Origin of the sequence: Microbispora sitophila, assembly GCF_014892245.1 — a bacterium.
Lineage (GTDB): Bacteria > Actinomycetota > Actinomycetes > Streptosporangiales > Streptosporangiaceae > Microbispora > Microbispora siamensis.
The window spans coordinates 202,925-228,191 of the sequence record NZ_JADBGC010000011.1 but is presented as its reverse complement, the minus strand read 5'-3'; the positions used below and the strand labels follow the sequence as shown (position 1 = coordinate 228,191).

Here is a 25,267-nt window from a genome sequence, read left to right as displayed (position 1 = left end):
AGTTCAAGATGTGCTAGCGTCCAAGCATGGTCATGGCCGGGCGCCCCCCACACGTCGCGACAGCGCGACAAGCACACCACGCGGTCCCAGCCGCCGCCGTCGTCCTCATCTACACCGTCGTCATGGCCGGCGGGACGCTGACCATCCCGCTCTCCGTCCTGTGGGCGTCGAAGTTCGGCTTCGGGCCCGTCACCACCACCCTCGTCTTCATCACCTACGTCATCGGAGTCGTCGGCACGTTGCTCGTGGCCGGTTCACTGTCCGACGCGATCGGTCGCCGTCCTGTCCTCGCGCTGGCGCTCGCGCTCACAGCGCTCAGCACCCTCGGATTCGCCCTCGCCAACAGCCTCACCATCCTGCTCATCTCACGGGTCGTCAGCGGCGCAGCGACCGGCCTCATCACCGCAGCAGCGACGTCGTCGATCGCGGAAATCGTGCCCGGCCGAAAGACCGCAGCTGTGCTGGCCACTGCCGCCAACGTCGGCGGCCTGAGTCTGGGCACCATCGCCGCGGGCCTGCTCGCGCAGTTCGTCCAAGCGCCAACCCGCACCGTGTTCTGGTGCTACCTGGTCGTCTGTGCCGTGGCGAGCATTGCCTGGCCGACAGTTCCCGAGACTTCACATCGAAGGACGCGCTGGCAGCCGCGCATTCGCCGACCGGCACTTCCCCCCGGCGCGAGCCGGGCTCGCTCATTTCTCGCCAGCGGTGTGCTCGCCGCCGCGTCCTCCGGCGTGAACGGCTTCTTCTCGTCTCTGGCCCCAGCGTTCCTACGTGACGACCTGGGCATATCGAACCTGGCCGTCATCGGCGTGGGCGTCGGAGCCCTGTTCATCAGCGCACTGCTGGCTCAGGTCGTCGCACCACCGGCCATCCTGCGACGTAGCACCGGGACGGCCCTGCTGGCCATCGGAATGATCGTCATCGAGGCGGCGCTCTGGATCCACTCCGCGCCTGTCTTCATCGTCGGCACCGTCTTCGCCGGGGCAGCTGTCGGGACTCTGCTCCGCCACGGCCTCGGCGTCACAGACGCACTGTCCGATACCGGCAACCGGGCTGAGCTCAGCGCGACGTATTTCCTGTTCGTCTATTCCGGGCTCGTCGTCCCCGTCCTGCTACTGGGCCTCATCGATCAGGCCGTCGGGACCCGGATGTCGAGCACCACGCTGGCCGCTCTCGTCATCTGCACTGCGCTCGTGGGCCTAACCCTCGGGCGAAGCATCGAACCAGCACACCTGACACCGACGGAGGATCCCCGTGACTGACCCTGCGACCAGCGCTTGGCACGTCTGCGAAAGTAACCCTGTCCGCGACCTGCCCCTGCACGACCTGGCGGGATTCACTCACCGCTGGGTCGACGCCGACGGCGTCCGCCTTCATGCCGTCGAGGGCGGCCAGCCGACCGGCCCGGCCGTTGTCCTGCTCGCCGGATTCCCGCAAACCTGGTGGGCATGGCGAAAGGTCATGCCCAGCCTCGCCGGCCGGTTCCACGTCATCGCGATCGACCTGCCGGGTCAGGGCCACTCCGAGCGTCCGGAGCGCAGCTACGACACGCACACGGTCGCCGCGCACGTCCACGCCGCCGTGAAGGCTCTCGGAGTGCCGACTTACTGGCTGGTCGCCCACGACATCGGCGCCTGGGTCGCTTTCTCCCTCGCACTCAAATTCGAGAGCCAACTGCGCGGGGTCGCTTTGCTCGACGCCGGAATTCCCGGCATCACCCTCCCCGAAGCGATTCCCACCGATCCGGATCGGGCGTGGAAGACATGGCATTTCGCGTTCCACCTTGTGCCCGACCTGCCCGAGACGCTGCTTGCCGGCCGCGAACGGGACTACGTCGGCTGGTTCCTGAAAATGAAGGCCCTCTCTCCCGACACGTTCGACGACGCCGAGCTCGACCACTACGCAGCGGCCGTCGCCGCCGACGGTGGCCTCCGTGCTTCCCTCGCCTACTACCGAGACGCCGCCGAGTCGGCGCGCAAGAACCACGAGGCGCTCAAGCGGCAGCACCTGACCGTGCCCATCCTGGGAATCTCCAGCAGCCATGGCTCCATCCCGGACATGGCGGCCTCCATCAGCCCATGGGCCGACGACGCCACCGGAGTCGTCGTGCCCGACGCTGGACACTTCATCCCCGATGAGCAGCCCGAAGCCGTCGCTGCCGCTATAGCCGATTTCATCCTCGACGGCGACTGACACCGGTCAAACCTGCCCGACTGCGCCCCGCCCCGGTCCGCGCGAAGTCACGAGCGGCCGCCCGATCCTCCCGGTGCTGTTCACTCGGCGCCGCGTTTCAGCCCAGGAGGCCGTTCAGAACACGGCCGATCGCGGCGTCGAACGGATCAGCGCCGACCGCATCCGGCGGTGGAGCGGCCGTGAGGGCGGCCGCGACGCGGGGGCGGGTGCCGACGGCCGCCACGTGGCGCAGGCAGGCCGTCCGGCGTGCCGCAGAGGAGGCGGTAGCGGCCAGTTCGTTCTGGACGAACATCGCGGTCATCGCGTTGAGGAGGCCGAACGCCTCCAGCTTGCGCGAGACGGGCGCCGGATGGTCGGCGAGGATTTCCAGGAAGCGCTCCAGTAGGTCCACCGCGTGCGGGCCGAGAGCCGGGCGCGTGACGACCAGGGCCGGAAGCCAAGGGTGCGGCGCATGATCTGCCGGGCCTGGCGGGCGACGGCGAGCAGATCGGCGTGCCAGTCCCCATCCGGCTGCGGCAGGTCGTACTCCGCTCCTCGGCAGGCGGTCGGCTGGAACGACCTGCAGTCGCTCACCAAGACCGGCAAGTACGCCCTCGGCCAGTACTACTCGGTCGACCTCAGCACGTCGGGCCGCAGCGGCCGGGCCGTGGTCTACACGATCTGGCAGGCCTCGCACATGGACCAGACGTTCTTCTTCTGCAGCGACGTGAACTTCACGGGCTGAACCACGGAGGCGGGCCCCGCCGGACGACGTCCGGCGGGGCCCGCGCGTACGGCTACCGCATGGGATTCACTGAGTGGACGTGCCGTGCGCCTCGCCCACGTGGGCCGCGGCGGCAGCCGCAGTGGTGCGCGCGGCGGCCGCGGTGGTGCGGTTGTCCGGACCGGGCAGGTCGCGGCTGAAGGCGTAGACGGCCGCGGCGGTGGCGATCGCGCCGGTGTTCAGCGCGAGCGCCTTGTCGTTGATGTTGGCGATGGTGTCGCAGGCCTGGTGGTAGCAGGAGTCGTACGCCTGGCCGGCGGTGCCGCCGAACATCGCCTGCTCCTCGGGCGTCTTGACGCCCTCGGCGCCGGTGAACGTCCCGCCGGCCGGGATCCCGGCGTCGATGAACGGCCCGTAGTCCGACCGCCCGTCGAAGTCGGTGCCGTTGTGGCCCTGACGGAGCGTGTCGAAGTACTTCTCGAAGAGCTTCTCGATCTCGTCGGAGCCCGCCGGGCCGGGACCGGCGCCGGTGGCGTCGGAGTCGTCACCGTCGTAGATCTTCAAGGCGTAGTTGGGCGAGGCGACCATGTCGAAGTTCAGATACAGCTTGATCTTCGCCAGGTCGGCGGGGGACAGGCTCGCGACGTAGTGCTCGGAGCCGAGCAGGCCGAGCTCTTCCGCACTCCAGAAGGAGAAGCGCAGCTTGTTCCTGGTCGGGATCTTGCCGAACGCGGTGGCGACCTCCAGGATCGCGGCGCTGCCGGAGCCGTTGTCGTTGATGCCGGGCCCCGCCAGCACGCTGTCCAGGTGCGCCCCGAGCTGCACCACCTTGTTCGGGTCGCCCCACCGCGAGTCGGCGATGACGTTGTGGGTCTTACGGATCTCGCTGGTGGTGTCCGTCTTCACCCGTACGGACGTCCCGGCGGCGGACAGTTCCTGGCCGACCGCGAAGCTCACGCCCACGGCGGGGATGTGCACGGTGGGCTCGCCCAGCGTGCCCTGCAGGGTGTCGGTGCGCCCGGGCTGGCCCTCGTTCATGATGATCACCGCGGACGCGCCCGCGGCCTGCGCGTTCTCGGCCTTCACCTGGAAGGTGCAGGTGCCGCGCTGCACCAGCGCGACGGCGCCCGCCGGGAAGCCGGCGAAGTCGGCGGCCTCGCAGCCGGAGGTCGACGTGCTGGGCGTGGGGCCGGGGGGAAGCACGAGGTCGACGTTCCGGACGGCCGCCGTGACGTCTCCCGACCCGGAGTAGGTCATCGTGGCGAAGTCACCGACGCTGCTGCCGTCCGGCGGGGTGGCCGCGTACGTCTTGGGGGAGGGCGCGGTCCGCTGCAGGACCGCGGTGGAGTTCTCCTTGAAGAACGGGAAGTCGAACTCCTGCAGGGTCACCGTGTAGCCGGCCTTCTTCAGCACCCCGGCGACGTAGTCGCGGGAGGCCGCGAAACCGGGGGTGCCGGCGGCGCGGGTGCCGCCGCTGGCGTTCGCGATGTCCTGCAGCTTGCGCAGGTGCTTCTTCACCGCCGACGCGACCACCGTCTGCGCGATGGCGGCGGGGTCGGGGTCGGCGTTGGCCGGTGCGGCCGGCAGGAGGGGAAGCACGAGGGCGGACGCCGCGGTGGCGACGGCGGCCCGCATGCCGAGCGAGGCGCGCATTGGGCTCTCCTTCGGGTCCAATGACGGTCCGAACGGTCCAGTGGTCAGTCAGCCCCCCGATGAACACTGATCGGGAACCTAACCGGGTTTGACCGATCCGGGAAGGCCCTGTTTTCTGGCCTGCCGGGGTATTGCGCGGGCCGCCCCCGCCGTACGCCTCAGCGGTCGGTCGCCCAGTCGAGCAGCGTCTCGGCGGTGTCCCAGCGGCGGCTGGCGACGTCCTCGCCGAGGATGATCCCGATCAGCCGGCGGCCGTCCCGGTCGGCCGCGAACGCCAGGCAGAACCCGGCGGCGTTGGTGGAGCCGGTCTTCACGCCGATCGCGCCCGGCAGGCCGAGCATGTGGTTGGTGTTGTACCAGTCGTAGCGGCCGTCCTCGGTCGAGTGCTCGCTGGTCGAGGTGATCTCCTTGAAGACCGGGTTCCGCAGCGCGATCTCCGCGAGCCTGGCCTGGTCGCGTGCGGTGGAGTAGCCGTCGCCGCGGGACGTCGGGAGCCCGTCGGCGTTCACGTACAGGGTGTCGTTCAATCCGAGTTCACGTGCGGTGGCGTTCATCTTGTCGACGAACCCGGGCACGCCGGGGCCGTACACGCGGGCCAGGGCGTGCGCCGCGTCCGCGCCCGAGGGGAGCAGCAGGGCGTACAGCAGTTCGCGGACCGGCAGGGTGTCGCCGGGTTCGAGGTCGGCGGTCGAGCCGTCGTTGTCCCAGGCGTACTCGACGTCCTCGCGCTTGATCCTGACCTCGTCGTCGAGGTTCGCCTCCCGCAGGACGATGTACGCGGTCATCATCTTGGTCAGGCTGGCGACGGGCATGCGCTCACCGGCGTGCTTGTCCAGCAGTTCCTGCCCCGTCGTGGCGTCCAGCAGATAGACGGCCCGCCCATGCACGTGCGGCGCCGCGTACGCGTGCGCGGAAAGGTCCTGTGTCAGGCCGGAAGCGGCCAGGGCGGGAGGGGCGAGACTTGGCGACGCCACCCCCGTGACCAGGGCAAAGGCGGCCATGGAGACACCAAGAGAAAGCTTCCGAGCGAACATGCGAATCAGCGTGCCATGACTATTCGGGCTTTTTTGGCGAAAATACGCAAAATCTCAGCAAAGCGCCCGGACTTATGTGACTAAAGAGGTTTGGAGTGGCTCGTCTGGTAACCGGCACGCGGCCTCTTTCCGGCTCCGCCGCCGGTTCCGCTGACTGGGACCGCGCTCCGCCGAGCGCGGGGCGGGGGCCACCATGACGCCGACACCCCTGTACGAGAACGGGAGAGCGCATGGGAACTCCGGTCATCGTCGATGCCGCGCGGACGCCGTTCGGGCGCCGGGGCGGATGGCTTTCCGGGCTGCACGCGGCCGAGTTGCTCGGCGTGGCGCAGCGCGGGGCGCTGGAGCGCCTCGGCCTCGACCCGCACCTGGTCGAGCAGGTCATCGGAGGCTGCGTCACCCAGGCGGGGGAGCAGTCCGGCAGCGTCACGCGTACGGCCTGGCTGCACGCCGGCCTCCCGGAGGAGACCGGGGTCACCACCATCGACAGCCAGTGCGGGTCGGCCCAGCAGGCGGTGCACCTGATCGCCGCGCAGATCGCGGCGGGGGTGATCGACGTCGGCTTGGCCTGCGGCATCGAGATGATGTCCCGGGTGCCGCTGATGGCCAACGTCGGCGAGGGCGTCGGCAGGCCCCGGCCCGACTCCTGGGACCGCGACATGCCCGCCCAGTACGTTGCCGCCGACCGGATCGCCCGCCGCCGGGGCTTCACGCGCGAGGGAATCGACGCGTTCGGGCTCCGTTCCCAGGAGCGGGCCGGGCGGGCGTGGGCGGAGGGCAGGTTCGACGGGCACATCATCCCGGTGACGGTGCCCGTCGACCTGCCCGGCGACGACGGGCCCGCGACCGTCACGAGGGACCAGGGGCTGCGCGAGACCAGCATGGAGGCGCTGGCCGGTCTCAAGCCGATCCTGGAGGGCGGCCTGCACACGGCGGGCACCGCCTCGCAGATCTCCGACGGCGCGAGCGCGGCCGTGCTGATGGACGAGGAGCGGGCCCGTGAGCTCGGGATTCGCCCGCGCGCCCGCATCCTGGCCCAATGCCTGGTCGGCGCGGAGCCCGAGTTCCTGCTCGACGGCCCGGTCAGGGCGGCGGAGAAGCTGCTCGCCCGCACCGGCATGAAGATCGCCGACATCGACCTGTTCGAGGTCAACGAGGCGTTCGCCTCGGTCCCCATGTCGTTCGCGCAGGTCCACGGCGTCGATCCGGACCGGCTCAACGTCAACGGCGGCGCGATCGCGATCGGTCACCCCGTCGGGGCGACCGGCATCCGCCTGATCGCCGCCGCGATCGCCGAACTGGAGCGGCGTGACCTGGAGACGGCGATGGTCGCCATCTGCGCCGGCGGCGCGCTGGCCACCGGCGCGATCATCCAGCGCGTGTGAGGACGCGATGACCCTGCCCCACCAGGGCCTATACCTCGGATATACCGGCGTCTTCGATGCTCGGGCGAGCCCGCAACGAGAAGAGAAGGTGACCATGCGCCGGGGGCTGCCGGGGCAGGGCATGGCCGGGGAGGAGCCGGCGGGCACCTCGGCCGAGCGAAGCCTCGCCACGGCGACCGGCCTCGCGAGGGGTGACGGTGTTCGAGTTCGACGTTCTCGGGCCGCTGCGAGTGAGCCGCGACGGGGTGCCCGTTCCGCTGGGCGCGGCGATGCTGCGACGCCTGCTGGCGGCCCTGCTGTGTACGCCGGGCAGGCCGGTGGCGGTGCCGGCGCTGATCGAGGCCCTGTGGGGGAACACGCCGCCGCGCAGCGCGCACAAGACCCTTCAGATATACGTGCTGCGGCTGAGGCAGGCGATGGGCGAGCGCGACCGCGTCGTGCACGGCACCGGCGGCTATGCCGCCGCCGTATTGCCGGCGGAGCTGGACGCGCTGCGCTTCCAGGAGCTCACGGCGGCGGGACGGGCCGCCAGGAGGAACGCGGATCCAGCGAAGGCGCGCATGCTGTTCGAGCGTGCGCTCGGCCTGTGGCGGGGGCCCGCCTACGCCGACATCGGGGACGTGGCGCCGGTGGCCGACGAGGCCCGGCGGCTTGAGGAGGAGCGGCTGCTGACCTGTGAGGAGCTGGCCGTCGTCGACCTGGCCCTCGGCCGCCACACGGAGCTGGTCCCCGGCCTGATCGAGATGACCGAGCTGCATCCGTACCGGGAGCGGTTGCACGCCTGCCTGATGCTGGCCCTGAGCCGGGCCGGGCGCCAGGCCGAGGCGTTGCAGGTCTACCAGCGGACGCGAACCGTGCTCGGCGAGGAACTCGGCGTGGAACCCGGCCGGATGCTGCGGCGGGTTCACGAGGCGATCCTGCGGGATGAGGCGACCGGCCCGTTCGTCGACGAGATCCTCGCGCCGGAGGGGGCGGCCCGCGCGGACGAGCGCGCCGCGCGCCTCGAAGCCCAGAACGTCGCCGGGAACACCGCCGGGCCTGCGATGACCGTGCCGTGCCATCTGCCACCGGACATCGCGGACTTCACCGGCCGCCAGGACACGGCGGAGTCGATACGGCTGTGGCTGACCGGCGGAGACGGACACTCCGCCGCGACGCCGGTCGTGGCGCTGTACGGCGGGGCGGGCACCGGCAAGACGACGCTCGCGGTCCACGTCGCGCACCGCCTGCGGGAGACGTTCACCGGCGGCCGGCTCTACATCGACCTGCGCGGGACCTGCCCGCGGCCGATCGACCCGGCCGAGGTGCTGGCGCGGTTCCTGATCGCCCTCGGGGTGGATACGCGGGCGATGCCCGACGGGGCCGAGGAGCGCGGGAAGCTGTTCCGTACCGTCCTGGCCGATCGCCGCGTGCTGGTCGTGCTGGACGACGCCGCGGGCGAGGAGCAGGTCAGGCCGCTCCTGCCGGGCGGCGCGGGCTGCGCCGTCCTGGTGACGAGCAGGCGCGGGATCGCCGGGTTGAGCGCCCGCTCGGTGCGCGTCGGTCCGCTCGACCCGGCATCCGCGTCCGAGCTGCTCGGGCGGATCGCCGGGCCGGATCGGGTGGCGGCGCGGCCCACGGTCGCGGCCGAGATCGTCCGGCTCTGCGGTCACCTGCCCCTGGCGATACGAATCGCCGGGGCGAAACTGGCGCTGCGCGAGCACTGGCACCTCGAACACCTGGCAGACCGCCTGCGAGCGGAGCAACGGCGCTTGGACGAGCTCGTCGTCGGCGACCTGTCGGTACGGGCGGGGCCGGCCGCCGACTACGACAGGCTCGACGAGACCGCCCGGCGGGCGCTGCGGATGCTCGGCCTGCTCGACGTCCCCGACTTCGCCGCCTGGGTGCTCGCGGCGGCCCTCGACGTGACGGTGCGCGAGGCCGAGACGTACGCCGATCTGCTCGTCGACGCCCAGCTCCTGAGCTGCGAGGGCAGCGACGGGAACGGGCAGTTCCGCTACCGCTTCCCTGATTTCGTACGGCCCTTCGCGCGGGAACGCGCCGGGCTGGAGGAGACCGCCGGCGAACGGGAGAAGGCGATCGTCCGTGTGCTCGGCGCGCTGCTCGCGATGGCCGAGTCCGCGGAGCGCGGCCTGCCGGAACGCGTGGCCTCCGACATCCGTGGCACGGCCCCTCGCTGGTACGCCGACCCCGTCACCACCCGGACCCTGGTCCGCAACCCTCTGGCCTGGTTCGACAGCGAGCGGCTGACCCTGCTGGCGGGGGTGGCGCAAGCCTGCCGGCTCGGTCTGGACGAGGTGGCCTGGGAGCTGTGCGCCAAGGCGGTCGGTTACTACGCCTTTCGCGGCCACTACCGGGACTGGTCCTCCTCGCACGATATGGCACTGCGGGCATGCGCGCTGGCCGGCAACCATTGGGGCGAGGCGGTGATGGCACGCAACCTCGGCTACCTGCGCACGATCGGAGTGGAGGGCACGGTCCCGGAGAAGACCGAGGCGGCCCTCGCGGTGTTCCGCGCGGCGGGGGAACGGCACGGGGCGGTCGACCAGTTGTGCCTGCGGGCGTTCGCGCTGCGACGTGCGGGCGACCCCGACCAGGCCCGTGCGGTGGCGGACGAGGCCATGGCCGCGGCCGAGGAGATCGGCTACGAGCTCGCCCAGGGCCGTCTCTGGCACTTCCGCGCCGTCACGCACCGGGAGCAGGGAGACCACAGGGCGGCGGCCGCCTGCGCGGAACGCTCGCTCCGCCTGGCGATCCGCGGGGGCAGCGTCATGGCCAGAACCCTCGCCCTGCGGGAAGTGGCCGCCGCCTGCCGCGACGACACCGCGTTGACGCGCATCTCCCATCAGCTGTGGGAGGGACTGCAGACATGCCGGCGGCGGAGCGAGCCGCTGCTCGAGGCGTACCTCCTGCTCGCCCTCGGCGACCTGTCCCTGCGGTTCGGGCGCCGGAACCCGGCCAAGCTGATCGAGCAGGCGCTGGCCGTGTTCGACGAGTTCGGGGTCCCTTTCGGACAGGCCGCCGCGCTCCGCGTCCTGGGTGAGTCCCACCGTCTCGGCGGCCTGGCGGACCAGGCGGTACGCACGCTCGGCGACGCGGTGCGCGCGGCGCGCGGACTGCACGACCTCCACGAGCAGGCGCTCGCGCTGAGGGCCCTCGGCTGGGCCCAGCACGACCGCGGCGACCAGGGGGCGGCCGCGCGGTCCTGGTCGGCGGCCCGCCGGCTGTTCCAACGGCTCGGCAACACCGCCGAAGTCGCCCATCACGACAACCTGCGGATGACCACGCCCAGCACCTCGCTCGCCGGCAGGTAGCCCCAGTGCCGCGAGTCCCGGCTGGTGGGTCCGTCGCCGAGGACCACCAGCCGGCCGGCCGGGACCACGTCGCCCGGCGCGGCCCGCACGCCCGGCGCGACCTGGTCGGGCACCGTGTCGCCCGGCATCGCGGCGACCCGCTTGATCAGCCACGGCGTCCCGCGCAGTCCGGCCGGCCGTCCCGACCGGCCCACGCCGTCCGGCGGAAGGCGCCGGAAGACCACCACCTGGCCGCGCCGCAGGGCCGGGCGCCCGCCGCGCCGTACGAGCACCCGGTCTCCCGGCTGGTACGTCGGAACCATGCTCATCCCGGCCACCCGTACCACGACGAAGCGTCGCCGGGCCGCGACCATCCCCGCGGCCACGGCCAGCGACAGCAACAGAATGACGAAATATCGCATGATCAACCCTTCGGCCTGGTCAGCCGATCGCGATTCTGAACGGCTCCGGTTGCGCCGTGGTAGCGCGACGCCTGCGGCATATCGCGCAACCGGGCGCAACCGCGGCGAAGGTCGCGCCAAGCATCCTCACAAAGCGGGCGGCCTCAACGCCCGAACCCAGTGAAGGGAAAACGCATGATCAGCAAGCTGAACCGCCTGGGAGACCGGCTGCTCGACAAGCTCCTCCCCGGCGCCGAAGCCCAGGCCGACACGTGTTACTCGGCCGGCCGTGACAGCCTCGGCTGCTACTACAACTGCTACCCCAACCCGAACGGCAGCATCTGCGTGCGATACCGCGACTCGAGCTGCCACGGCTACAGCTGGGTCAACGTCGGCAGTTGCTGACGCGGAGCAAGGAGTAACAGGTCCCATGGTTTATGCCGTGCTGACCGCCCGGCTCGTGCTGATGGGGGTCTTCCTGGTCTCCGCACTCACGAAGCTGCGGACGCGGCAGGCTTTCGGCGAATTCACCATGGCGGTACGGCGACTCGGCGGCCTTCCCGCGCCTCTCGGGGTGCCCGCCGCCGTGGTCGTCGTCACCGCCGAGGCCGGAACCGTCGTCATGCTGGCGGCGCCCGGTCTCGACGGCGACGGCAGGGCGGGCCTCCTGCTCGCGGCGGGCCTGCTCCTCGGGTTCGCCGTGGTCCTGTTCGCAGCGCTGCGACGGGGAACGGCCGAACCGTGCCGGTGCTTCGGCGGATCGGACGAGCCGATCAGCCGCCGGCACGTGGCCCGCAACGCCGTGCTCGCGGCCGGCGCGGTGGCCGGGGCCGCCATGACCTCCGCGGCGGGCGACACGCCCGTCGCACTGCCCGTCGCCGCGCTCTGCCTGGTCGGGGCTTCGGTCGCCGTCGGCGCCGTCGTGCTCCTCGACGACCTGCTCCATCTCCTCCGCTGACTCTCTCGAACCGAAGGGAACGCCCATGGCCGTCCTGGTCGCCGCCGTCATCCTCCTCGGCGGGCTCGTCCTGGTGAACCTGCTCCTCACGACGGCGATCATCCGGAAACTGCGAACGCTCGGCAAGGCCTCGCCCCCCGGCGGGGAAGTTCCCGCGCCCGGACTCGCCGTGGGCGCCGAGGTTCCCGCCTTCTCCGCGCTCACGGTCGCGGACACGAAGGTCGACTCGGACGGCTTCGCGGGGGAGCGTACCCTCGTCGGGTTCTTCAGCACCGACTGCAGGCATTGCCTTCCCAAGGCGCCCGCCTTCCTCGCGACCGCCCGCGACGCCGCCGCCGACGGCGTACGGACCCTGGCGGTGGTCGTCGCCGGCAGCGAGGGACCCGCGAAGCTGCTCGCCGCGCTGACGGACGACGTGAGCGTGGTCGTGGAGGACGAGGGCGGGGCGATGGCGGACGCGTTCGCGATCTCGGGCTTCCCGGTGTTCTTCCTGGTCGGCCCCGACGCCACCGTGGCCGCCAGCGGCCATGAGCCGGAGCGGCTGCTGGCCGCGTCGTCCCGCATCTGACCGGGGTGAGGTCACGGCTCGGGCCACTGCGGCTCACCCTGGCGCTCGTCTGGCGCGCCGGACCCGTACTCGCCCTGTCGCAGCTCGCCTTGGCGATCCTGAACGGCGCCTTCCCCGTCGCGATCGCATGGCTCACCAAACTCCTGATCGATCGCCTGACCATCGGGTCGGGCCCGTCGACGACAGCGCCCGCCGCCGCGCTGGCGGTGCTCGGAGCGCTGACCGCGCTGCTGCCCCACCTGTCCGGGTACGTCCAGAGGGAACAGCAGCGCCGCATCGCCTGGCACACCAGCGACGAACTGTTCACCGCGGTGTGCCGCATGCAGGGACTGACCAGGCTGGAGAACCCCCGGTTCCACGACCGGCTCCAGATGGCCCAGCAGTCCGCCCAGACCACCCCGCAACTCGTCACGGAGTCGGCGCTCGGGGTGGTGCGCAGCGGTATCACCATCGCCGGGCTCCTCGGCGCGCTCGCCACGCTCAGCCCGCTCCTGGCCGCCGTCGTAGCCGCCGCCACCGTGCCCGAACTGATCATCCAGCTCCGGCTCAGCCGTCACCGCGCACACCTGCTCTGGGAGATAGCCCCAGCGGATCGCCGCCGGGTGTTCTACCAGATGCTGATGCTCAACCACCAGGCCGCCAAGGAGATCAGGCTCTTCGACATCGGCGGCTTCCTGCGCCGGCGGATGCTTGGCGAACTGGGCGCCGCGCAGCGGGCGGAACGCCGGGTGGACATGACCGCCATCCGCTACAACGGCGCGCTGACCGTCCTCAGCACGATTATCGCGGGCGCCGCACTGATCATGACGGTCTCCCGGATAGCGGCGGGCGAGGCCGGCATCGGCGACCTGGCCATCCTCACCGCCGCCGTGGCGGGCACGCAGTCCTCCCTCTCCGGCGTGGTGATCCAGCTGGCCCACCTGAACGAGGCACTCGTCCTGGCCGGCCACTACGCCCACGTCGTCACCGTCGGACCCGACCTGCAGGAACCCGCCACCGGCGGCGACGTGCCACCACTACGGCACGGCATCGAACTCCGCGACGTGTGGTTCCGGTACGACGCCGACCACCCGTACGTGCTGCGCGGTCTGAACCTGACCATCCCGTACGGCCGGAGCGTGGCCCTGGTCGGCCTGAACGGCGCGGGCAAGAGCACCGTCGTCAAGCTCCTGTGCCGCCTGTACGACCCCGAGCGCGGCAGCGTCCGCTGGGACGGCGCCGACCTGCGCGAGTTGCGCGTCGACGACCTGCGCCGCCGGATCGGAGCCGTGTTCCAGGACTACATGGCCTACGACCTCACCGCGGCCGAGAACGTCGCCGTCGGCGACCTGGCCTCCCTCGGCCGGCCGGAGCGGATCCACGAGGCGGCCCGCCGGGCGGACGTCCACGAGACGCTGGCGAGGCTTCCCCGCGGCTACGACACCGTCCTGTCGCGGTTCTTCGCCGACGAACAGGGCGAGGACCCCGGCCAGGGTGTGCTCCTGTCCGGGGGGCAGTGGCAGCGCGTCGCCCTCGCCCGCGCCCTCCTCCGCGCGGACACCGCCGACCTGCTCATCCTGGACGAGCCCAGCTCGGGACTCGACCCCGATGCCGAGTACGCCATCCACCAGCGGCTCCGCGACTACCGCGGCGGCCGTACGAGCCTTCTCATCTCGCACCGTCTCAACACGGTGCGCGGCGCGGACCACATCGTCGTCCTCGCCGGCGGCCGGATAGCCGAACAGGGCACCCACGACGAGCTGATGGCCCTCGGCGGCGAGTACGCCCGCCTGTTCACCCGCCAGGCAGCCGATTTCCAGCTCAGCCGCCGAGCACGGCGGGAGCGAGGCGGGCCCGGTGCCAGGCGGCGTCGCCGAACAGCTTGGCCGCCGAGTGGGCCCGCTTGAAGTACAGATGCGCATCGTGCTCCCAGGTGAAGCCGATGCCGCCGTGCAGCTGGATGGTCTCGGCCGCCACCGTGGAGAACGCCTCGGCGCAGTACGCCTGCGCCGCCGCGGCCCGCACCGGCAGGTCGGCGGCGTCCTCGGCGAGCGCGCGGGCCGCGTCGTAGCTGACCGACCTGGCCGACTCGACCAGCACGTACAGATCGGCCAGCCGGTGCTTGACCGCCTGGAACGAGCCGATCGGACGGCCGAACTGCTCCCTGGTCTTCACGTACTCCAGCGTCGTCTCCAGGCAGCGCGACGCGCCGCCGAGCTGTTCGGCGCTCAGCGCGGTCGCGGCCACGGCGAGCAGGCGCTCCAGCACGCGGTGCCCGTCGGCGGTCAGGAGCCGTGCCGGGGCGTCGTCGAAGACCACGCGCGCCTGCGGCCGGGTCCGGTCCAGCGTGACCAGCGGCTCGACTTCGACGCCCCCCTCCGCCATGTCCCGGGCGCCGGCTTCGACGGCGTACAGGCCGAGACCGCCCTCGGGGGTGGCGGCGGGCACGACGAACAGGTCGGCGCGCGCGCCGTCGAGCACGTGCTCCTTGACGCCCGTCAGCCGTCCGTCCGCCACGCGGGCGCGGATCGCCGCCGGGTCCCACGTCCCGCTCTCGGCCCAGGCCAGCGCGCCGACGCGGGTGCCGTCGGCGATGCCGGGCAGGTCGCCGGTCGCGCCGCACGCCATCAGCGCGTCGGCGGCGAGGACGGCCGAGCCCAGGTAGGGCACCGCGGCGAGCGTGCGGCCCAGTTCCTCGCACACCACGTGGGTCTCGGCGTAGGAGAAGCCCGCCCCGCCGTGCTCCTCGGGTACGGCCAGGCCGAAGGCGCCCACCTGGTCGGCGAGCAGCCGCCAGACGGTCTCGTCGTACTCCGGCGTCGCGTCGGGCGCCGGGCGGGCCGGGGGATTGCGCTCGAGCAGGGCGCGGACGGTGCGCCGCAGCTCCTCCTGCTCCTCGGTGGTGAACATAGCTTCATTCTAACAACTGTTTGGTAGAGTGCTAGTTGTGAACAGGAGCGAGACGTTCAGGGCAGAGGTGCGGGCCTGGCTGGAGGACAACCTGTCGGGCGAGTTCGCCGGCGCGCGGGGGTTGGGCGGGCCCGGCCGCGAGCACGAGGCGTTCGACGTACGGCTGGCCTGGGAGCGGCACATGGCCGAGGCCGGCTGGACCTGTCTGGGCTGGCCCGAGCAGTACGGCGGGCGGGGGGCGAGCGTCGAGGAGCAGGTCGTCTTCCACGAAGAGTACGCGCTGGCCGGCGCGCCCGCCCGGGTCGGCCACATCGGCGAGAACCTGCTCGGCCCGACGATCATCGCGTTCGGCACCGACGAGCAGCGCGCCCGCTTCCTGCCGCCGATCGTGGCCGCCCGGGAGCTGTGGTGCCAGGGCTACTCCGAGCCGAACGCCGGCTCCGACCTGGCCAACGTGCAGACCCGCGCCGAGCTGGTCGGCGACCGCTGGCGGGTCACCGGTCAGAAGGTGTGGACCTCCCTGGCCATGGAGGCCGACTGGTGCTTCGTGGTCTGCCGCACCGAGCCGGGCTCGGCGCGCCATCACGGCCTGTCCTACCTGCTCGTGCCGATGCGGCAGGACGGGGTGGAGATCCGGCCCATCGTCCAGATGACCGGGACGAGCGAGTTCAACGAGGTGTTCTTCGACGCCGCGGTGACGGACGCCGCGAACATCGTGGGCGCGCCCGGCGACGGCTGGAAGATCGCCATGGCGACGCTGGGCTTCGAGCGCGGCGTGGCCACGCTCGGCCAGCAGGTGGGCTTCCGCCGCGAACTGGAGGCGATCATCGCGCTGGCCCGCAGGACGGGCGCCGTGGACGACCCTCTGCTGCGCGACCGGCTCGTCCGCTCCTGGATCGGCCTGGAGGTCATGCGGCTCAACGCCGTCCGCACGATGGCCGGCATCGCGGCGGGCGCGCCCGGCCCGGAGTCGTCCATCTCCAAACTCGTGTGGGGCGTGTGGCACCGCGAGCTCGGCGAGCTGGCCATGGACGTGCTCGGCGCGGCCGGCATGGTCGCCGACGGGCCGCCGTACGACCTGGGCGACGAGCAGCGGCTCTACCTGTTCTCCCGGTCCGACACCATCTACGCGGGCTCCAACGAGATCCAGCGCAACATCATCGGCGAGCGCGTGCTGGGCCTGCCCCGCGAACCCCGGTAGCGGATACGTATTCCTGCCGATGTGCCGGACGGGCCGCGGTCTCTACCGTCGAGGGCGCCGACGAGACCCCGAGGTGAGCCATGCGCGTGCTGACCGCGTTCCTGTCCGCCCTTCTGATGACCTCATCCCTCACCGTCACCTCCACGGCCGCCGAGGCCGTGACCAAACCCCCGCCGTCCGCCGTCGACGTCGTCTACCAACGGGCCCACTTCGGCCCCGGCCTGCGGGAGGGCGTGAAGGCGGGCAACACCCTGTCCTTCGCCGCCCCCGTGGGCACGATCTCCTACACCGACGCGCTCGGCACGAAGACCTGGGAGTACGCCCGGTGGACCGGCCCCGAGCGGCCCATCGGGTTCGCCGCCACCGAGCTGGTGGCCTCCTGGAACGCCGACGTACCCGCCGGGAGCTGGCTGCAGGTCGAGATGCGCGGCCGCCACGCCGCCGGGCAGACGAAGTGGTACGTGCTCGGCCGCTGGGCGTACGGCGACGAGGACATCCGCCGCACGTCGCTGTCCGGGCAGCGGGACGCCGACGGCACCGTCTCGGTCGACACGTTCGTGGCCGCGGCGGGCAAGGCGATCACCTCCTATCAGCTGCGCGTCACCCTGTACCGCGCACCGGGCTCGGCGGTGACGCCGGTCGTGCGCGAGCTCGGCGCGATGGCCTCCGCGGTGCCCGACCGGGCGACCGTCCCGGTCAGCCCCGGCGGCATCGCCTGGGGCGTCGAACTGCCGGTGCCCCGCCGCTCGCAGAACGTCCACGAGGGCCACTACCCCGAGTGGGACGGCGGGGGAGAGGCGTGGTGCAGCCCGACCTCGACCACCATGGTCCTCGGCTACTGGGGCAAGTGGCCCAGCAAGCAGGACACCTCCTGGGTGGACCCCTCCGACCCCAACCCCGAGGTCGACTACGCGGCCCGGTACACGTACGACTACGCGTACGAGGGGGCGGGCAACTGGCCGTTCAACGCGGCCTACGCGGGACGGTACGGGCTTGAGGGGTTCGTCACCCGGCTCCGCTCGCTGACCGAGCTCGAGCGGCTGATCCGGGCCGGCATCCCGGTCGTCACCTCCCAGTCGTTCAAGGCCGAGGAACTGCCCGGCGCGGGATACAGCACCAACGGCCACCTCATGGTCATCATCGGCTTCACCGCCGGCGGTGACGTGATCGCCAACGACCCCGCCTCACCGGACAACGACGCGGTCCGCCACGTCTACCCGCGGGCCAACTTCGAGAACGTCTGGCTGCGCAGCACCGGCAGCGGCGGGATCGTGTACGTCATCCACCCGAAGAACCACCCCCTGCCGCCCACCACCCCGGGGCTGCCGGCGAACTGGTGAAGGTCGGGCCGGGCCCAGCGGTGTACGGCCGCGGGCTCGGCCCTCCTATAGTTAGTCAGGTGACTGACTCGACGAGTGCCCGGGTGAAGGCCGCGAGCGCCAAGCGGCAGCGGCTCATGGCCGCCGCCGCACAGGTGGTGCACCAGCAGGGCGCGGAACGCACCACCATCGCCGACATCGCCCGCGCCGCCGACGTCCCGGTGGGCAACGTCTACTACTACTTCAAGACCAAGGACGAGCTCGTCGCCGCCGCGCTGGCCGAGCACGCCCGCCACCTGCGGGATCTCACCGAACGGCTGGAGCGGCTGCCGGACCCCCGGGAGCGGCTCAAGGGCCTCGTGGAGACGTGGGTCGGCCAGCGCGACCTCGCGGCCCGGTACGGCTGCCCGACCGGCACGCTCGCCGCCGAGCTGGACAAACGCGACGAGGGCGGCCTGGACACGGAGGCGGGCAAGGTCATCAGGCTGCTGCTCGACTGGGTCGAGCAGCAGTTCCGCGAGCTCGGCCTGCCCGAGCCCGACGGCCTCGCCCTGACCCTGGTGGGCGCCTACCAGGGCATGTCGCTGCTGGCCAACGCCCTGCGCGACCCCCAGATCATGACGCGTGAGGGAGACCGGCTGATCGGCTGGCTCGACTCACTGTGCGGTTCATCGGGCGCCTGACCCGGACGGGTGCGGCGCGAGCAGCGTGGTCAGCGCAGCGGTCCGCGCGTCGTCCCATCCGTCCGGCGGCGCGATCCGCGCCCACGCGGCGATCACCTCGCCGTCGTAGTCGTGGCCGTGCCCGGGCGGCGCGTCGAGCGAGAACACCAGGTCGGCGGTGATCTGCCAGAACGTCACGAACGGATACCACCGGATCCAGGGCAGCACGTCGTGGCCGCGCCGCTCCTCCAGCCAGTCGGGCCGGGCGAGGACGAGCCGGGGCGTCCACCACACGATCGGGTCGGAGGGATGCTGGAGGTAGACGACCCGAGGCGTGTTCCACGGTGACGCGGGCACGTCCAGGTCGGAGGGGCGGTTGGCGAAGCGCACGGTCTCACCGTCCCGGTAGACGGGCAACGCCTCCCTGCTGCCCGCGTCGCGGCCGTCGACCAGCCGCCGCCACAGCGCGCTGCTGTCCGGCGGCCCGACGAACAGCGCGCCGTCGGTGCGCTCGCGCAGGTCCCGGTCGCCGCCGAACGCCGACTCCGCGCCGAACGCCCCCAGGCTCTCCCCGAAGACCAGCAGCTTGGGCCGGTGACCGGCGGGCAGCGCCGACCAGCGGGCGTACACCTGGTCGAACAGCTCGCGCCCGGCCGCCCTGGCCCGCTCGCGGTCCACCAGGAACGACAGCCAGCTCGGCAGGTAGGAGTACTGAATGGAGACCAGCGCGGTGTCGCCGCCGTACATGAACTCCAGGGCGGCGGCCGCCTGCGGGTCCACCCAGCCGGTGCCGGTCGTCGTGATCACGCAGAGCACGTCGCGGCCGAACGCGCCGGTCCGCTCCAGTTCCCGTACGGCCAGGGCGGCCCTTTCTCGTGTGGTCGCGGCGGAGTCGAGCCCCGCGTAGACCCGGATCGGGGCGACGGCGGGCCGCCCGCTGAAGCGGCTCAGCTCGCCCACGGCCGGCGCGCCCGCGACGAAGGCGCGGCCCTCCAGACCGAGGGACGCCCAGGAGACCAGCGAGGAGGGGCTGCCCGACAGCGTGGCCCCCGTCGGCGGGGTGATGCCGGGGGCCGTCTCGGTGTTGATCGCGGCGAAGCTGCGGTCGGCACCCTTGAGGAGGGCCTCGGTGAGGATGCCGTCGGTCAGGAAGACGGCCAGCACGCCCACCCCGATCCCCGCGGCGAACTGCGCGGCCGTCGCGGGGAACCATCGCCCGAGGAGGCGGCCCAGCGCCCGCGCCGCGATCCGCAGCGCCCGGGCGGCGGCCAGCAGGGCCAGGAACAGGGCCGCCGCGATCAGCGGGACGCCCAGGTAGCCGAGCCGCTCCGGCGGGTCCAGTCCCATCAGCACGTAGATGTCTCGCTGTGCGCGCACGCCCAGGACCAGCGAGGCGGCGCCGAGACCGCAGCCGAACGTCGCGACCAGGCGCCGGACCCGCCGCCTTCCCTTGCGATTCCACGCCGCGCGCCACCTCGCCGGGAGCCATGCCGCGGCCGGGCGTACGAGTGCGCTGACGCTCACTCCCACCAGATATCCGGTGGCGGTGAGCACGCCCGCGATGATCCCCTGCAGCGTCCAGGGACGGGGCAGCAGTGACGGCGTGAGGGACAGGGAGAAGAAGGTGGCGGCGAGGACGATCCCGGCCGTGTCCAGCGGCGCGTTGACACGCAGCCGCCGTCTTTCCCCCATCAGGTCCCCGATCCGCTCCGCTCGCCTAGGAGCAGGCAGGCTATCAAGGTAACGAACGGGTAACGGCGCGGGTGGGGGGAACGTCCCGGTCATCGGGAGCGGTCCGATCCGGCCCCGGGTCGCGCCGATAGCGTCCCCGCGTGAGCGGAGCGATGAAATACGCCGTGCTGGCACCCGTGGCGGCGAACACGACCGCCGACCCCGGGTGGATCGCCGGCTTCGCCCGGCACGCCGAGGCGTGCGGGTTCGAGTCCGTCGTGGTGGTCGAGCACACGGTGGTGATGAGCCGCTACTCCAGCGTCTATCCCTACGACAGCTCCGGCCGGATGGAACTGCCGGACGACTGCGACATCCCGGACCCGCTTGACCTGCTCGCCTTCCTGGCCGGCCGTACGAGCGAGATCGGCCTGGCCACCGGAGTTCTGGTGCTGCCCAACCATCATCCGGTCGTGCTGGCCAAGCGCCTGGCGACCGTGGACGCGCTGTCCCGGGGCCGCCTGCGGGTCTGCGTGGGCATGGGCTGGATGAAGGAGGAGATCGAGGCCTGCGGCGCCGGCTTCGCCACCCGTGGCCGCCGGGCCGACGAGCAGATCCGCGTGATGCGCGCGCTGTGGGCGGGCGGCGGCCCGGACGGGGTCAGCCACCACGGCGAGTTCTTCGACTTCGACGGCGCGATGACCTATCCCAAGCCGGTCCGCGGCGCGGTGCCCCTCCACATCGGAGGGCACAGCGTCGCGGCGGCCCGCCGTGCCGGACGCCTGGGCGACGGCTTCCAGCCGCTTGGCGTTGTGGGAGACGACCTGCGCCGGCTGCTCGGTGTGATGCGCGCCGAGGCGGAGGCGTGCGGCCGTGACCCCGAGGCGCTGGAACTCACCCTCGGGCACATGGTCTCCCGCATCACTCCGGAGAAGTCCGCCTCGCTGGCCGCGCTGGGAGCGAACCGGATCCTGCTGTCGCCCACCCCCACGGCCGACCTCGCGGCGGCCACGGAGGAACTGTCCGCCTGTGCCGCCCGCCTTGGGCTGAAGGCGAGATGAACGGCGTGACGGCGGCCGACGCCGCCGCGCTGACCGACCTCGTGGCGCGGTACGCGTTGTACGCCGACGAGCGCGACATCGCGCGCCTGACCGGCCTGTTCACCCCGGACGGGGTGCTCGTGCTGCCGGACCCGCCGCGCGCGCTCGGCCCGGTTCTCATCCGCACGGGCCACGAGGAGATCGCCGCCGCGATGACCGCGTTGGAGAGCCTCACGACGACCTTCCACGCGCTCGCCGGGCAGGTCTTCGACCCCGGGCCGGAGCCCGGCACCGCCACGGGCGCGGTGGCCTGCGTTGCCCACCACCTGTCCGAACGCGCTGACGGGCCATCCGACCTGGTGTGGCACCTGCGGTACGCCGACACCTACCGGCGCCACGACGGCGCCTGGCGCATCGCCCGCCGTGAGGTGCGGATCGACTGGATCGAGACCAGGCCGGTGCGGCGCGTACGCGGCCGGGAGGGGGAACGATGACCGTCTCCGTGGTGACCGTCTCTGTGGTGACCGGCGGCGCGCTGGGCATCGGCGGCGCGGTCAGCCGCAGGCTCGCCCGCCGGGGCGACCTGGTGGTGCTCAACGACATCGACGCCGAGGCGGCCGAGGAGACCCGCCGCGCGATCGAGGCCGTTGGCGGGCGCTGCGTCACGGTGATCGGCGACGCCAGCGACGAGCAGACGGCCGACCGTGTACGGGACGCCGCGCTCGACGCGGGCGGCGGCCGGGTGGACGTGCTGGTCAACAACGTGGGCGACTTCCGCCCGGCGTCCAGGACGTTCCTGCGCAGCACTCCCGCGCAGTGGCAGCGGCTGTACGAGCTGAACCTGCGGCACGTGTTCACGCTGACCCACGCCATCCTTCCGGTGATGGTCGAGCAGGGCTCCGGCTGCGTGGTGAACAACTCCACCGTGGAGGCCTTCCGCGGCATCCCCGGCCATGCCGTCTACTCCGCGTACAACGCGGGGGTGTCGGCCTTCACCAAGAGCCTCGCCGTGGAGGTCGGCCGTCATGGCGTGCGGGTCAACGCGATCGCCCCCGACCTGGCCGACACGGAGCAGACCCCGGCGAGCGCGATGCTGCGGGGGCGCGACCCCGGGCTGATCCCGCTGTGGGTGCCGCTCGGCCGGTTCGGCGAGCCCGACGACTACGCCGCCGTCGTGGAGTTCCTCGCCTCCGACGAGGCGCGGTTCGTCACCGGCCACACCATTGCGGTGGACGGCGGCACGCTCGCCGCCTCCGGCTGGTACGGCCGCGCCGACGGCAAGGGCTGGACCAACATGCCCGACCGCCCCTAGATCTATGGGCTCAGATCTATGGGCTCAGATCTAGGGGCTCAGCCGGGCTGGAGGACCCCGAAGTCGCCGACCGCCATCGTCATGTCGAACACCCGGGACGCGAGCAGCCAGCCCTCGGGCGTGCGCTCCCATCGGTCGTCGTACTCGCCGAAGCACTCGTAGAAGCGGCCCTCGTACGCCCCGGCGCCCTGGTGGTACACCCGCGCGTACGTCAGTGACCTGGCGCGGTCGCCGTCGATGTCGACGCGGTGGTTGCCCAGCAGGTGCTGGGAGGGGCCGCAGCCGCCGAGGTGCGCCCGGATGGTGGCGACGATTTCCGCCCGGCCCGTGCGGCGGTAGCCGGTGGCGTCCGGGGTGAAGGCGGCGGCGACGGCGTCCCAGTCGCGCCGGTCCAGCGCCGCGGCGAACGCCGCGAGCCGCTCGACGATCTGCCGCCGGTCGTCGTCCGTCATGCCCGCTCTCCGCTCGCAACAGGAGCGCAGACGCCGCTCGCGAGCAGAGCGGGGGACTCGGGGCGTCCGTCGAGCACCCGGGCGGTGCGGGTGACGATCCGCCAGCCGCTGTCCGCGCGGTGCAGCGTCCAGTGGTTGGCCGTCGCCCGGCGGAGCGCGAAGCCCCCGTCCCCGTGCGTGACCATCAGCGAGTAGGAGACCGCCGTCGCGTCGTCGCCCGTGACGGTCACATGCGGCGGGCCGACGAAATGCGCGCACCCGCCCGCGATCCAGCCCTGGTGGGCGTCGGAGCGCACCATGGCCGCGATCTGGGCCCGCCCGCGCATGAGCAGTTCGTCCACGTCGTACACGCCGTCCGCGTCCCACAGCCCGGCGACGGCGTCCGCGCTGCCGCTGTCCACCAGCGGGCCGTACGACAGGATGAGCCGGGTCACCTCCCGCTCGTCCTCCAGCGCGCGGGTGCGTTCCTCAAGGCGGGCCAGCCGCCGTTCGAGGTCGGTCCCGGTAGTCGTTGTGTCAGTCATCGGTCCTCCCGAAGTCCACGCCCATCGCGGAGGCGAGGTCGCGCAGCGCCTCCAACTGCTCCCGGTAGTGGTCCGCCGAGGTCGCGGCGACGGTGACGCCGGCGACGGTCGCGCCGGCGTCGCGCACCCGCTCCAGCGCGCGCCGCGCGGCGTCCGGGGCTGCCTGGGGATCCACCGGCCGGCCCGCGGCCAGCACGACGTCGAAGGCGTCCGGCAGGTCCGCCTCGCGGACCATCGACGCGAGCGTCTCCAGGGGCAGTCCGAACGGCACCCACCCGTCGCCGTACGTCGCGGCGCGGCGCAGCGAGCGCGGGGTGCGTCCGCCGATCCACAACGGCACCCGGGTCTGTACGGCGTGCGGCTCCACCACGAACCCGGAGAAGTCGTAGAACTCGCCGTGGAACTCCGGCTCCCGCCGTGACAGCGCGGCGCGCAGCGCGGGGATCGCCTCGTCGGCCCGCGCCCCCCGGCCCTCGAACGGCACGCCGAGCAGGTCGAACTCCTCCTTGAGGCTGCCCACGCCGAGGCCCAGCGTGAGCCGCCCGCCGCTGACGCGGTCGAGCGTGCCGTACCGCTTGGCGATGGCGAGGGGATGGTGGTAGCCCAGCACCAGCACCTGCGTGACCAGCCGGATCCGCCGGGTGCGCGCCGCGAGGTAGCCGAAGGTCGCCAGCGGATCCCAGTAGACGGCGCCGCGCTCGGCGGCGATGCCGGCCGGGACGGCCACGTGCTCACTGCAGGTGAGGTGGTGGTAGCCCAGCCGGTCGGCGGTCTCCGCGATGCGGGCCAGTTCGTCCACGCCGGCCTCGCGTTCCCACTCGGAGTGGACTCCGGGCAGCCGGACCACGACAGGACTGACGATGCCGATCCGCACCGGCGTACCTCCACATCAGGAACATGCTTCGCAGAAATCTTTCTAGTGGAGGCCGACACCGCGGCCGCCGCTCGTCCCGCTGACCGGAACCGGACACGAGGCGGCAGAACGGGATGTCTCTTCCCCTCTTCCCAGGGGCTGGATGCGTTGCTACATTCCGAGGCAAGAATTCATTTCAGTTTTTGGGAGGTGTGATGACCGCTCTCCGTGCCGAGCACGAGGCGACGGCGCCCGCTCGACGAGAGCTGCCGCCGTCGATGGTCGAACGGATGACGCTGATCATGGACGCGTTCACCGGTCGCTCCACCCGTCTCACGCTCGAGGATGTGGCCCGCTGCACGCACCTCCCGCGCTCGACGGCTCATCGCATCCTCGACCAGCTCGTACGGCTGAACTGGTTGGATCACACGTCGTTCGGTTACAGCCTGGGCAAGCGGGCACTCGGGCTCGGCGGCCGGGACGGCAGCCACGGCGAGATCCGGGAGGCCGCCGCGCCGCTGCTGCACAACCTGCAGATCAGGACCGGGATGGTCGTCCACCTCGCCGTGCTCGACGGCGCCGAGGTGTTCTACCTCGACAAGGTCGGCGGCCGGTTCGCCCTGTCGGTGCCCTCCCGCGTCGGCGGCCGGGCCCCGGCCCACTGCACCGCGCTCGGCAAGGCGATCCTCGCCTGGCTGGAGCCCGAGCAGGTCGAGGCGCTCATCGACGGGCACATCAGCCGCCTGACCAACCGGACGATCGGCGACATCGGCACGCTGCACCAGGAGCTCAACCGCATCCGGCAGCGCCGCGGGCTCGCCTTCGAGCGGGGGGAGTGCTTCCCCGACATCTCCTGCGTCGCCGCGGCCGTGCGCGGTCACGAGGGGCCGGTGGCCAGCATCTCCCTGGTGGGCGACGCCCGCACGCCGCTGGAGAAGGTGGCCCCGCTCGTGGTCGACGCCGCGCGGCAGGTCTCGCTCGCCCTCTTCCCCGACCTCGACTCCCAGCGCAGGTCCCGGGCCGTCCACCGCGTGCCGGACCGCACCTGGTCCCCGGAGACCATGAACCGCCTGCTCGCCGTCGGCCAGAACGGCGACTGGCTCTGAAGCGGCCCACGCGCCACCCGCTGAAGTGATCGACCACGTTCGGCCTGGTCGCA

At 72.2% G+C, this 25,267-nt stretch carries 25 protein-coding genes; 16 read left to right on the top strand and 9 right to left on the bottom strand.

Annotated elements, in window-relative coordinates:
* The first annotated feature begins 26 nt into the window (after positions 1 to 26).
* Both IL992_RS21900 and IL992_RS21895 read left to right on the top strand, forming a co-directional pair.
* Positions 27 to 1,262 (top strand): MFS transporter, encoded by a 1,236-nt coding sequence (locus tag IL992_RS21900; protein ID WP_193205225.1) that lies wholly within the window; start codon positions 27 to 29, stop codon positions 1,260 to 1,262.
* The gene (locus IL992_RS21895) at positions 1,255 to 2,193 is read left to right on the top strand and encodes an alpha/beta fold hydrolase (protein ID WP_193205224.1); all 939 of its coding nucleotides are present in this window, start codon (positions 1,255 to 1,257) and stop codon (positions 2,191 to 2,193) included. The genes IL992_RS21900 and IL992_RS21895 overlap by 8 nt, the downstream gene beginning before the upstream one ends.
* Positions 2,194 to 2,290: 97 nt before the next feature.
* Here the strand turns inward: IL992_RS21895 and IL992_RS21890 are convergent, their stop codons facing one another.
* The gene (locus IL992_RS21890) at positions 2,291 to 2,584 is read right to left on the bottom strand and encodes a hypothetical protein (protein ID WP_193205223.1); all 294 of its coding nucleotides are present in this window, start codon (positions 2,582 to 2,584) and stop codon (positions 2,291 to 2,293) included.
* Between the two features lie 60 nt (positions 2,585 to 2,644).
* On the opposite strand from IL992_RS21890, the gene IL992_RS21885 reads away from it, so the two are divergent.
* A complete protein-coding gene (locus IL992_RS21885; protein ID WP_193205222.1) occupies positions 2,645 to 2,917 on the top strand; it encodes a lytic polysaccharide monooxygenase in 273 nt (90 codons plus the stop codon).
* Between the two features lie 66 nt (positions 2,918 to 2,983).
* Here IL992_RS21885 and IL992_RS21880 read toward each other — a convergent pair whose 3' ends face one another.
* Positions 2,984 to 4,549 (bottom strand): M28 family metallopeptidase, encoded by a 1,566-nt coding sequence (locus IL992_RS21880; RefSeq protein WP_193205221.1) that lies wholly within the window; start codon positions 4,547 to 4,549, stop codon positions 2,984 to 2,986.
* Between the two features lie 158 nt (positions 4,550 to 4,707).
* On the bottom strand, positions 4,708 to 5,550 hold the full coding sequence (locus IL992_RS21875) for a D-alanyl-D-alanine carboxypeptidase family protein (RefSeq protein WP_226873513.1): 843 nt from the start codon (positions 5,548 to 5,550) through the stop codon (positions 4,708 to 4,710).
* 263 nt (positions 5,551 to 5,813) lie between these two features.
* Between IL992_RS21875 and IL992_RS21870 the strand changes: the two genes are divergently transcribed.
* Both IL992_RS21870 and IL992_RS21865 read left to right on the top strand, forming a co-directional pair.
* The gene (locus tag IL992_RS21870; protein WP_193205219.1) at positions 5,814 to 6,968 is read left to right on the top strand and encodes a steroid 3-ketoacyl-CoA thiolase; all 1,155 of its coding nucleotides are present in this window, start codon (positions 5,814 to 5,816) and stop codon (positions 6,966 to 6,968) included.
* A gap of 197 nt (positions 6,969 to 7,165) precedes the next feature.
* Entirely contained in the window at positions 7,166 to 10,282 is a 3,117-nt protein-coding gene (locus tag IL992_RS21865) for an AfsR/SARP family transcriptional regulator (protein ID WP_193205218.1), read from the top strand.
* Here IL992_RS21865 and IL992_RS21860 read toward each other — a convergent pair.
* Positions 10,231 to 10,683, bottom strand: coding sequence for a S26 family signal peptidase (locus IL992_RS21860; RefSeq protein ID WP_193205217.1), 453 nt, complete (start codon positions 10,681 to 10,683; stop codon positions 10,231 to 10,233). The genes IL992_RS21865 and IL992_RS21860 overlap by 52 nt on opposite strands.
* Before the next feature lie 174 nt (positions 10,684 to 10,857).
* Here IL992_RS21860 and IL992_RS21855 point away from each other — a divergent pair, with 174 nt between their 5' ends.
* From IL992_RS21855 to IL992_RS48445, 4 genes are read left to right on the top strand one after another with little or no spacing between them, the layout of a single operon-like run.
* The gene (locus IL992_RS21855) at positions 10,858 to 11,067 is read left to right on the top strand and encodes a hypothetical protein (RefSeq protein ID WP_193205216.1); all 210 of its coding nucleotides are present in this window, start codon (positions 10,858 to 10,860) and stop codon (positions 11,065 to 11,067) included.
* 25 nt (positions 11,068 to 11,092) lie between these two features.
* On the top strand, positions 11,093 to 11,620 hold the full coding sequence (locus IL992_RS21850; protein ID WP_193205215.1) for a MauE/DoxX family redox-associated membrane protein: 528 nt from the start codon (positions 11,093 to 11,095) through the stop codon (positions 11,618 to 11,620).
* Positions 11,621 to 11,645: 25 nt separating this feature from the next.
* On the top strand, positions 11,646 to 12,188 hold the full coding sequence (locus tag IL992_RS21845) for a TlpA disulfide reductase family protein (protein WP_193205214.1): 543 nt from the start codon (positions 11,646 to 11,648) through the stop codon (positions 12,186 to 12,188).
* Between the two features lie 5 nt (positions 12,189 to 12,193).
* Positions 12,194 to 14,074, top strand: a complete 1,881-nt coding sequence (locus IL992_RS48445) for an ABC transporter ATP-binding protein (RefSeq protein WP_319018718.1) — start codon at positions 12,194 to 12,196, stop codon at positions 14,072 to 14,074.
* Here the strand turns inward: IL992_RS48445 and IL992_RS21835 are convergent.
* Positions 13,989 to 15,077, bottom strand: coding sequence for an acyl-CoA dehydrogenase family protein (locus tag IL992_RS21835; RefSeq protein ID WP_193205213.1), 1,089 nt, complete (start codon positions 15,075 to 15,077; stop codon positions 13,989 to 13,991). The two genes, IL992_RS48445 and IL992_RS21835, sit on opposite strands and share 86 nt — an antisense overlap.
* A 37-nt stretch (positions 15,078 to 15,114) precedes the next feature.
* On the opposite strand from IL992_RS21835, the gene IL992_RS21830 reads away from it, so the two are divergent.
* The 3 genes from IL992_RS21830 to IL992_RS21820 all read left to right on the top strand — a co-directional run bounded on the left by IL992_RS21830 (position 15,115) and on the right by IL992_RS21820 (position 18,280).
* Positions 15,115 to 16,278: an acyl-CoA dehydrogenase family protein gene (locus tag IL992_RS21830; RefSeq protein WP_193205212.1), complete on the top strand. Its 1,164-nt coding sequence runs from the start codon at positions 15,115 to 15,117 to the stop codon at positions 16,276 to 16,278.
* Between the two features lie 80 nt (positions 16,279 to 16,358).
* Entirely contained in the window at positions 16,359 to 17,618 is a 1,260-nt protein-coding gene (locus IL992_RS21825; RefSeq protein ID WP_193205211.1) for a C39 family peptidase, read from the top strand.
* Positions 17,619 to 17,677: 59 nt separating this feature from the next.
* Positions 17,678 to 18,280, top strand: a complete 603-nt coding sequence (locus IL992_RS21820) for a TetR/AcrR family transcriptional regulator (RefSeq protein WP_193205210.1) — start codon at positions 17,678 to 17,680, stop codon at positions 18,278 to 18,280.
* Here the strand turns inward: IL992_RS21820 and IL992_RS21815 are convergent.
* The gene (locus IL992_RS21815) at positions 18,266 to 19,951 is read right to left on the bottom strand and encodes an alpha/beta hydrolase (protein WP_193205209.1); all 1,686 of its coding nucleotides are present in this window, start codon (positions 19,949 to 19,951) and stop codon (positions 18,266 to 18,268) included. The genes IL992_RS21820 and IL992_RS21815 overlap by 15 nt on opposite strands.
* Before the next feature lie 140 nt (positions 19,952 to 20,091).
* Between IL992_RS21815 and IL992_RS21810 the strand changes: the two genes are divergently transcribed.
* From IL992_RS21810 to IL992_RS21800, 3 genes are read left to right on the top strand one after another with little or no spacing between them, the layout of a single operon-like run.
* Positions 20,092 to 20,988 (top strand): LLM class F420-dependent oxidoreductase, encoded by an 897-nt coding sequence (locus IL992_RS21810; RefSeq protein WP_319018717.1) that lies wholly within the window; start codon positions 20,092 to 20,094, stop codon positions 20,986 to 20,988.
* Positions 20,985 to 21,461 carry a nuclear transport factor 2 family protein gene (locus IL992_RS21805; protein ID WP_193205208.1) on the top strand — a complete coding sequence of 159 codons (477 nt, stop codon included), beginning with the start codon at positions 20,985 to 20,987 and terminating at the stop codon, positions 21,459 to 21,461. The genes IL992_RS21810 and IL992_RS21805 overlap by 4 nt, the downstream gene beginning before the upstream one ends.
* A complete protein-coding gene (locus IL992_RS21800) occupies positions 21,458 to 22,279 on the top strand; it encodes an SDR family NAD(P)-dependent oxidoreductase (RefSeq protein ID WP_193205207.1) in 822 nt (273 codons plus the stop codon). Before IL992_RS21805 ends, IL992_RS21800 begins: the two co-directional genes overlap by 4 nt.
* 38 nt (positions 22,280 to 22,317) lie before the next feature.
* Here the strand turns inward: IL992_RS21800 and IL992_RS21795 are convergent, their stop codons facing one another.
* Genes IL992_RS21795 through IL992_RS21785 form a run of 3 tightly spaced genes read right to left on the bottom strand, consistent with a single transcriptional unit; the run spans position 22,318 to position 24,129 of the window.
* Positions 22,318 to 22,731, bottom strand: coding sequence for a nuclear transport factor 2 family protein (locus IL992_RS21795; protein ID WP_193205206.1), 414 nt, complete (start codon positions 22,729 to 22,731; stop codon positions 22,318 to 22,320).
* Positions 22,728 to 23,255 carry a nuclear transport factor 2 family protein gene (locus IL992_RS21790; RefSeq protein WP_193205205.1) on the bottom strand — a complete coding sequence of 176 codons (528 nt, stop codon included), beginning with the start codon at positions 23,253 to 23,255 and terminating at the stop codon, positions 22,728 to 22,730. Before IL992_RS21790 ends, IL992_RS21795 begins: the two co-directional genes overlap by 4 nt.
* Positions 23,248 to 24,129: an LLM class F420-dependent oxidoreductase gene (locus IL992_RS21785; RefSeq protein ID WP_193205204.1), complete on the bottom strand. Its 882-nt coding sequence runs from the start codon at positions 24,127 to 24,129 to the stop codon at positions 23,248 to 23,250. The genes IL992_RS21790 and IL992_RS21785 overlap by 8 nt, the downstream gene beginning before the upstream one ends.
* A gap of 194 nt (positions 24,130 to 24,323) precedes the next feature.
* Here IL992_RS21785 and IL992_RS21780 point away from each other — a divergent pair, with 194 nt between their 5' ends.
* Positions 24,324 to 25,214 (top strand): IclR family transcriptional regulator, encoded by an 891-nt coding sequence (locus IL992_RS21780; protein ID WP_204053160.1) that lies wholly within the window; start codon positions 24,324 to 24,326, stop codon positions 25,212 to 25,214.
* Positions 25,215 to 25,267 lie beyond the last annotated feature (53 nt).

Coding starts and splice junctions, on each gene's coding strand:
- IL992_RS21845 (WP_193205214.1), top strand. CDS start 11,646: ATGGCCGTCCTGGTCGCCGCCGTCATCCTCCTCGGCGGGCTCGTCCTG.
- IL992_RS21795 (WP_193205206.1), bottom strand. CDS start 22,731: ATGACGGACGACGACCGGCGGCAGATCGTCGAGCGGCTCGCGGCGTTC.
- IL992_RS21800 (WP_193205207.1), top strand. CDS start 21,458: ATGACCGTCTCCGTGGTGACCGTCTCTGTGGTGACCGGCGGCGCGCTG.
- IL992_RS21870 (WP_193205219.1), top strand. CDS start 5,814: ATGGGAACTCCGGTCATCGTCGATGCCGCGCGGACGCCGTTCGGGCGC.
- IL992_RS21860 (WP_193205217.1), bottom strand. CDS start 10,683: ATGCGATATTTCGTCATTCTGTTGCTGTCGCTGGCCGTGGCCGCGGGG.
- IL992_RS21850 (WP_193205215.1), top strand. CDS start 11,093: ATGGTTTATGCCGTGCTGACCGCCCGGCTCGTGCTGATGGGGGTCTTC.
- IL992_RS21885 (WP_193205222.1), top strand. CDS start 2,645: ATGATCTGCCGGGCCTGGCGGGCGACGGCGAGCAGATCGGCGTGCCAG.
- IL992_RS21825 (WP_193205211.1), top strand. CDS start 16,359: ATGCGCGTGCTGACCGCGTTCCTGTCCGCCCTTCTGATGACCTCATCC.
- IL992_RS21835 (WP_193205213.1), bottom strand. CDS start 15,077: ATGTTCACCACCGAGGAGCAGGAGGAGCTGCGGCGCACCGTCCGCGCC.
- IL992_RS21855 (WP_193205216.1), top strand. CDS start 10,858: ATGATCAGCAAGCTGAACCGCCTGGGAGACCGGCTGCTCGACAAGCTC.
- IL992_RS21880 (WP_193205221.1), bottom strand. CDS start 4,549: ATGCGCGCCTCGCTCGGCATGCGGGCCGCCGTCGCCACCGCGGCGTCC.
- IL992_RS21790 (WP_193205205.1), bottom strand. CDS start 23,255: ATGACTGACACAACGACTACCGGGACCGACCTCGAACGGCGGCTGGCC.
- IL992_RS21900 (WP_193205225.1), top strand. CDS start 27: ATGGTCATGGCCGGGCGCCCCCCACACGTCGCGACAGCGCGACAAGCA.
- IL992_RS21780 (WP_204053160.1), top strand. CDS start 24,324: ATGACCGCTCTCCGTGCCGAGCACGAGGCGACGGCGCCCGCTCGACGA.
- IL992_RS21805 (WP_193205208.1), top strand. CDS start 20,985: ATGAACGGCGTGACGGCGGCCGACGCCGCCGCGCTGACCGACCTCGTG.
- IL992_RS21815 (WP_193205209.1), bottom strand. CDS start 19,951: ATGGGGGAAAGACGGCGGCTGCGTGTCAACGCGCCGCTGGACACGGCC.
- IL992_RS21875 (WP_226873513.1), bottom strand. CDS start 5,550: ATGGCCGCCTTTGCCCTGGTCACGGGGGTGGCGTCGCCAAGTCTCGCC.